At 65.6% G+C, this 5,728-nt stretch carries 3 protein-coding genes and 2 pseudogenes; all 5 read left to right on the top strand.

Annotated features, from left to right (window positions below; translation table 11 throughout):
* Positions 1-672 (top strand): annotated as a pseudogene (locus tag A5634_RS28780) (serine/threonine-protein kinase); the annotation flags it as partial.
* An 18-nt stretch (positions 673-690) separates the two neighbouring features.
* Positions 691-3,138, top strand: coding sequence for an FHA domain-containing protein (locus A5634_RS24335; RefSeq protein ID WP_065146592.1), 2,448 nt, complete (start codon positions 691-693; stop codon positions 3,136-3,138).
* A gap of 180 nt (positions 3,139-3,318) precedes the next feature.
* Positions 3,319-4,056 carry an LppX_LprAFG lipoprotein gene (locus A5634_RS24330; RefSeq protein ID WP_172831778.1) on the top strand — a complete coding sequence of 246 codons (738 nt, stop codon included), beginning with the start codon at positions 3,319-3,321 and terminating at the stop codon, positions 4,054-4,056.
* Between the two features lie 55 nt (positions 4,057-4,111).
* A complete protein-coding gene (locus A5634_RS24325; protein ID WP_155769705.1) occupies positions 4,112-4,495 on the top strand; it encodes a DUF4189 domain-containing protein in 384 nt (127 codons plus the stop codon).
* A 201-nt stretch (positions 4,496-4,696) separates the two neighbouring features.
* A pseudogene (locus tag A5634_RS24320) lies at positions 4,697-5,716 on the top strand (serine/threonine-protein kinase); the annotation flags it as partial.
* Positions 5,717-5,728 lie beyond the last annotated feature (12 nt).

The raw sequence follows: 5,728 nt of genomic DNA, 5'->3' as shown, positions 1-5,728 counted from the left end.
TCCGTACACCAGGGTCTGTTCGTCGCCCACCGTCGCAGCCCTTGGGTGATCGTCGCCATCGTGACGGCGGTCATCCTGGTCTTGACGCTTGCCGGTCTTGGCATCTGGGCCGCGACCGAGGACGACGACAGTCCGCAGCCGGACGGACGCACCACCACCACCCAAAGCAGGACCCGAACCACCACCACAACCACTTACCCCACCACCACACGGACAACGGTGCCGTCCACCACCGCGCCCGCGGGTGCGGAGGCCAAGCTGATGAGCCTGCTGCCTGCCGGTTACCCCGCCGGCTCATGCAAAGCCGACAGCAAACCGATTTCGGGATCGTTGGTGTCGGTCTCGTGCGGGCAGAACACCGATGCCGACGGGCCCAAGCTTTCGGCCTACGGCTTATACGCCGACGTTTCCTCGCTGAAAAAGGCCTTTACCGCCTTCACCGGCACTTTCACGATCCAACAATGCCCCGGCGGCAAGGCCTCCCCCGGCACGTGGTGGCACACCTCGGACCCGAACACCGTCCTCGGCCAGATGGCCTGCGGCGTGTACAAGGGCACCGACCCGCAGGTGATGTGGAGCAACGAACAGACCCTGGTGTACGGACTGGTCGGCGGCAAGCAGCAGGTCCCCAGCCTCGACCAGCTGTTCAAGTGGTGGTCTAAGCACTCGTGAGCGCTCGGAGGCTGGTGAATGGTTGAGACGGCGACGTGGTTGGAGGTGCGAGGGGCCGGGCGGTCCTGGCGGGTCAGCGGGGACCGGGTGTGGACGGTGGGCCGCTCCAGCGAGGTGGATATCCAGTTGGATAACCCGCGGATCTCGCGGGTGCATGCGGTGTTGGAGCCGGTGGGTGCGGGCTGGGCGTTGGTCAACCGCAGCAGTAACGGGATGTTCGTCGACGGTCAGCGGGTAGAGCGGGTCGTCATCGATCAGCGTCCGGTGTCGGTGTTGTTGGGATCGCTGACCTCCGGGCAGGCGTTGGAGGTGTCCCCCCGCAGCGGTGCCCGGGAGTCGGTATCGATCGGTGAGGCCACCACGACGGTGTCCCCGCTTCCTGCGGTCCCCCCGATTGACGCGATGCAGAAGACGGCTGAGATGACGCTCCCGCCGGGGACCGGACCAGCGGGGACGGGTCAGTCTCAGGTGGCCCGAACCCCGACCGCGGTGCACGCCATAGACGCAGTCACCGTCAGCATCGGTCGGGCCCCCGACAACACCGTCGTCCTGCACGACCTGCTGGTCTCACGCCGGCACGCCCTGCTGCGCCGCTCGGGCACCGGCTGGGAACTCGTCGACAACCACAGCGCCAACGGCACCTACGTCAACGGCACCCGCATCACCCGGGCGGTCATCGGCCCCGACGACATCGTCGGCATCGGCCACCAACTGCTGCACCTGGCCGGGGACCGCCTCGTCGAATACGTCGACACCGGCGACATCTCCTATGAAGCAGCCAACCTGCGGGTGCAGACCAAGGGCAAAGTCCTGCTCGACGACGTCAACTTCGTCCTCCCTCAACGCAGCCTGCTCGCCGTCGTCGGCCCCTCCGGCGCCGGCAAATCCACACTGCTGGCCGCCCTGACGGGCTTTCGTCCCGCCAGCGCCGGCACCGTGCGTTACGACGAACGCGACCTGTATGACAACTACGCCGAACTGCGCCACCGCATCGGCTTCGTGCCCCAAGACGACATCCTGCACACCCCGCTGACCGTGCGCCGCGCCCTGAACTACGCCGCCCGACTGCGTTTCCCCCACGACGTCACCGCCACCGAACGCCAACAACGCATCGACGAAGTGCTGGCCGAACTAGGCCTTTCCGCCCAGGCCGATCAACGCATCGACTCCTTGTCCGGCGGACAGCGCAAACGCACCAGCGTCGCTCTGGAACTACTGACCAAACCCTCCCTGCTGTTTTTGGACGAACCGACCTCGGGGCTGGATCCCGGCTATGAAAAATCCGTCATGCAGACCCTGCGCACCTTGGCCGACGACGGCCGCTCGGTGGTTGTGGTCACCCACAACATCGCTCACCTCAACATGTGCGACCGCTTGCTCGTCCTGGCTCCCGGCGGACGGTTGGCCTACTTCGGGCCGCCCCAACAGGCCCTGTCCTACTTCAACTGCACGGACTTCGCCGACCTGTTCATCCTGCTCGAAAACGACAGGGACACCGACTGGACCGCCCGCTACAACGAGTCGCCGTTGCGCGCGGCTTTCACACCCAAACCCGGCCTAGAGCCGTCCCCCGTGCCCGCCGGGGCAAAGCCGAAACCCAAAGCCCAACAAAGCCCTTGGGCTCAATTCACCATCCTATCCCGCCGCTACCTCGCCGTCATCGCCGCCGACCGCCAATACACCTTGTTCCTGCTCGCACTGCCGCTGCTGCTCAGTCTGTTCACCTACACCGTCCCCGGCAGCGCCGGACTCTCCCTGGCCAACGCGATCACCCAGCAATCCAAACAACCCACCCAATTGCTGGTGATCCTGATCATCGGCGGGGCGCTGATGGGCTGCGCCGGTTCCATCCGCGAGATCGTCAAGGAACAGGCCATCTTCCGGCGAGAACACGCCATCGGCCTGTCCGGCGGCGCCTACCTCGCCTCCAAACTCGCCGTCCTGGGGGCCATCACCGGCTTACAAGGGTTGATCCTCGGATTCCTCGGCGTAGCGTTCCTGCCGCCGCCGGATGACTCCTTGCTGCTGCACTCCGGCAGCACCCAACTGCTGCAACGCGTGGGCTCGGCCGAAGTCGCGGCCGCCGTCGTGGCCGTCACCGTCGTCTCGATGATCCTCGGCCTGCTGATCTCGTCGCTGATCAGCAACGCCGATCGCGGCATGCCGCTGCTGGTCCTGGTCGTGATGGCCCAGCTCGTGCTCTGCGGCGGCATGTTCGCCGTCAAAGACCGCATCCCGCTGGAACAACTCGCCTGGCTGTCCCCGTCTCGCTGGGCCTACGCAATGGCCGGATCCTCGATCGGGGTGAACTACATTCGCCTGACCGACCCCGACCCGTTGTGGACGCACGACCCCGCGCATTGGTTCACGGCGCTGGGGATGTGTGCGGTGTTGGCCGTGGTGATGGTTATCTTGCTCGCGGTGCGATTACGGCTGCGCGAACGGCCGCGCAAGGCGCGCAGGTAAACAGGGGGCTTGTTTGCCTAGCTGCCGCTTGCGGCCCCGGTGTCGCGCCGAAATCAGGGCCTAGTCAGAGCTATACCGGCAGGTTTACGCTAAGCGCTGGCTTTGGTGCGTCCTCCAGATGAGTTTGCCCCGTGGCAGCTCACCAGTTGACTCAACGAAGGAGATGTCAGGGAGATGGATATGAACCTGAAGCTCTGGTCTCGTGCGGGTGTAGCGACCGCGGCAGCGGTTGTCGCCACCGCACTCGTGCTTACCGGTTGTGGGGGCTCGAAAGACAACTCGTCGGGCAGTGGGTCAAACGGTCCGAATGTCGACGCGGCGAGCACCGTCAAGCAGGCTGCCGAGGCGATGCGCAAGGTCACCGGCATGCACCTGAGCCTCACCGTGCAGGGCACCGTACCCAACCTCGAGGTGACCAAGCTCGACGGCGACGTATCGAACACCCCGGAAACGGTCGCCAACGGCACCGCCACCCTTACGGTCGGGAAGAACAACGTCGACTCGAAATTCATTTTCGTCGACGGGCACCTGTATTCCGATGTCGCGGAGGCCGGCAAGTTCACCGACTACGGCAACGGTGCATCCATATACGAGGTATCGACACTGCTCAACCCCGACAAGGGGCTGGCCCACATTCTCGCGAACCTGCAGAACCCGAAGGTCAGCGGCACCGAACAGATCAACGGAATCGCCACCACCAAAATCACCGGGACATCGTCTACCGACGACGTGGCCACGCTAGCCGGGTCCCGGCTGAGCCCGCAGAACGCGCCGCCCACACCGACCACGGTCTGGATCGCCTCGGACGGCTCCTACCACCTGGTGAAGATCGAGATCACTCCGGTCGAGAACGGCACGGTGACGATGACCATGTCCGAATGGGGCAAACAGGTCACCGCCACCAAGCCCACCACATAGACCCGCCCTCGCAAACCGTGAACTTCGACCTCCTACAGCTGGGAAGGGAATCATCATGGGATTGACCTCTTTGCGCTTCCCGAGGCGAGCTGCGTTGGCGGTGATGAACGTCGCGGCGGCGACGGTGACGCTGGTCGCGCTGCCCCCAGTCGCACACGCCGACAACCAATTCGGCGCCATCGCCTACTCGCCGTCAGGCCGGTTGTTCGGCCGGACCAAGGATGCCCCGTCCAGCGCGGCGGCGCAGAGCGCGGCGCTGGGGGCCTGCGGCAATTCCGACTGCAAGGTGCTCGTCGTATTCCGGGAGTGCGGGGCCATCGCCGAGAACAAGGCAGGTGACCACGCGGGCGGATATGGTTCCACCCTGCTCGCCGCGGAGCAGGACGCCATGAAAAGGCTCGGAACCGCTGGCTGGATCGGAACCTGGCTCTGTAACTGAGATGCAGGTGCCTGCCCTGTGCGCGATCTCGTTCGCGGTCTCGTTTAGCGCCCGGCAGTGGCGTCGGACGCCGCGCTTGCCGCATGCTTGACGGGTCCTTGGTAACGGCGGGACGGGCAAGGGGCAAGTGCCGATTAGCGCGTCTGCCTGGATGTTGTTGATAGTGTCGGCGACATTGCGGGTTGACTGGGAGGATCAGCGATGAGCGACACGCAGGGCTCGCGTGTGGGGACGATGTTCGGGCCCTACGAACTCAAAAGGTTGCTGGGCCGCGGCGGGATGGGTGAGGTCTACGAGGCCGAGCACACCGTTAAGGAATGGACAGTCGCCGTAAAGCTGATGACCGCCGAGTTCAGCAAGGACCCGGTTTTCCGCGAACGGATGAAGCGCGAGGCCCGCATCGCCGGCCGTCTGATGGAACCGCACGTGGTGCCGATCCACGACTACGGCGAAATCGACGGCCAGATGTACCTCGAGATGCGCATGATCGAGGGCACCGACCTGGACAACCTGCTGAAACGCTTCGGTCCGCTGACTCCACCGCGAGCGGTGGCCATCATCACCCAGATCGCCTCGGCGCTCGATGCCGCCCATGCCGCCGGTGTCATGCACCGCGACGTCAAGCCGCCCAACGTCCTGGTCACCCGCGACGACTTCGCCTACCTCGTCGATTTCGGTATCGCCAGCGCCACCACCGACGAAAAGCTCACCCAGTTGGGCACCGCGGTCGGAACCTGGAAATACATGGCGCCAGAACGGTTTTCCAACGACGAGGTCACCTACCGCGCCGACATCTACGCCCTGGCCTGCGTGCTCTACGAGGCTTTGACGGGCGGACCGCCGTACCGAGCCGACAGCGCCGGCTCACTGGTGACGTCCCATCTGATGGACGCGGTTCCGCAGGTCAGCGCCGCGCGCGCGGGCATCCCCAAGGGCTTCGACGCGGTGATCGCCCGCGGCATGGCCAAAAAGCCCGAGGACCGCTACGCCAGTGCCGGTGATCTTGCCCTGGCCGCCCACGAAGCGCTCAGCACGCCGGACCAGGACCACGCCGAGAACATCTTGCGCCGCAGCCAGGAAGCCACCCTGCCCGGGCAAGGGATGTCCCCGCCGACCATGCCGGCGACGGCAGTCGCGCCACCACACGGCCAGCCGTCCCGGCCGGGACCGCCCTCGACACCACCGCCCTCACAGCCTCCCCGGCCAGGACCGTCGTCGACGCGGTAGGTGACC

It is taken from the genome of Mycobacterium asiaticum, assembly GCF_001673365.1.
Taxonomy (GTDB): domain Bacteria; phylum Actinomycetota; class Actinomycetes; order Mycobacteriales; family Mycobacteriaceae; genus Mycobacterium; species Mycobacterium asiaticum_A.
Note: the sequence above shows the minus strand (reverse complement) of the source record. Positions and strands in the feature narration are given on the sequence as shown.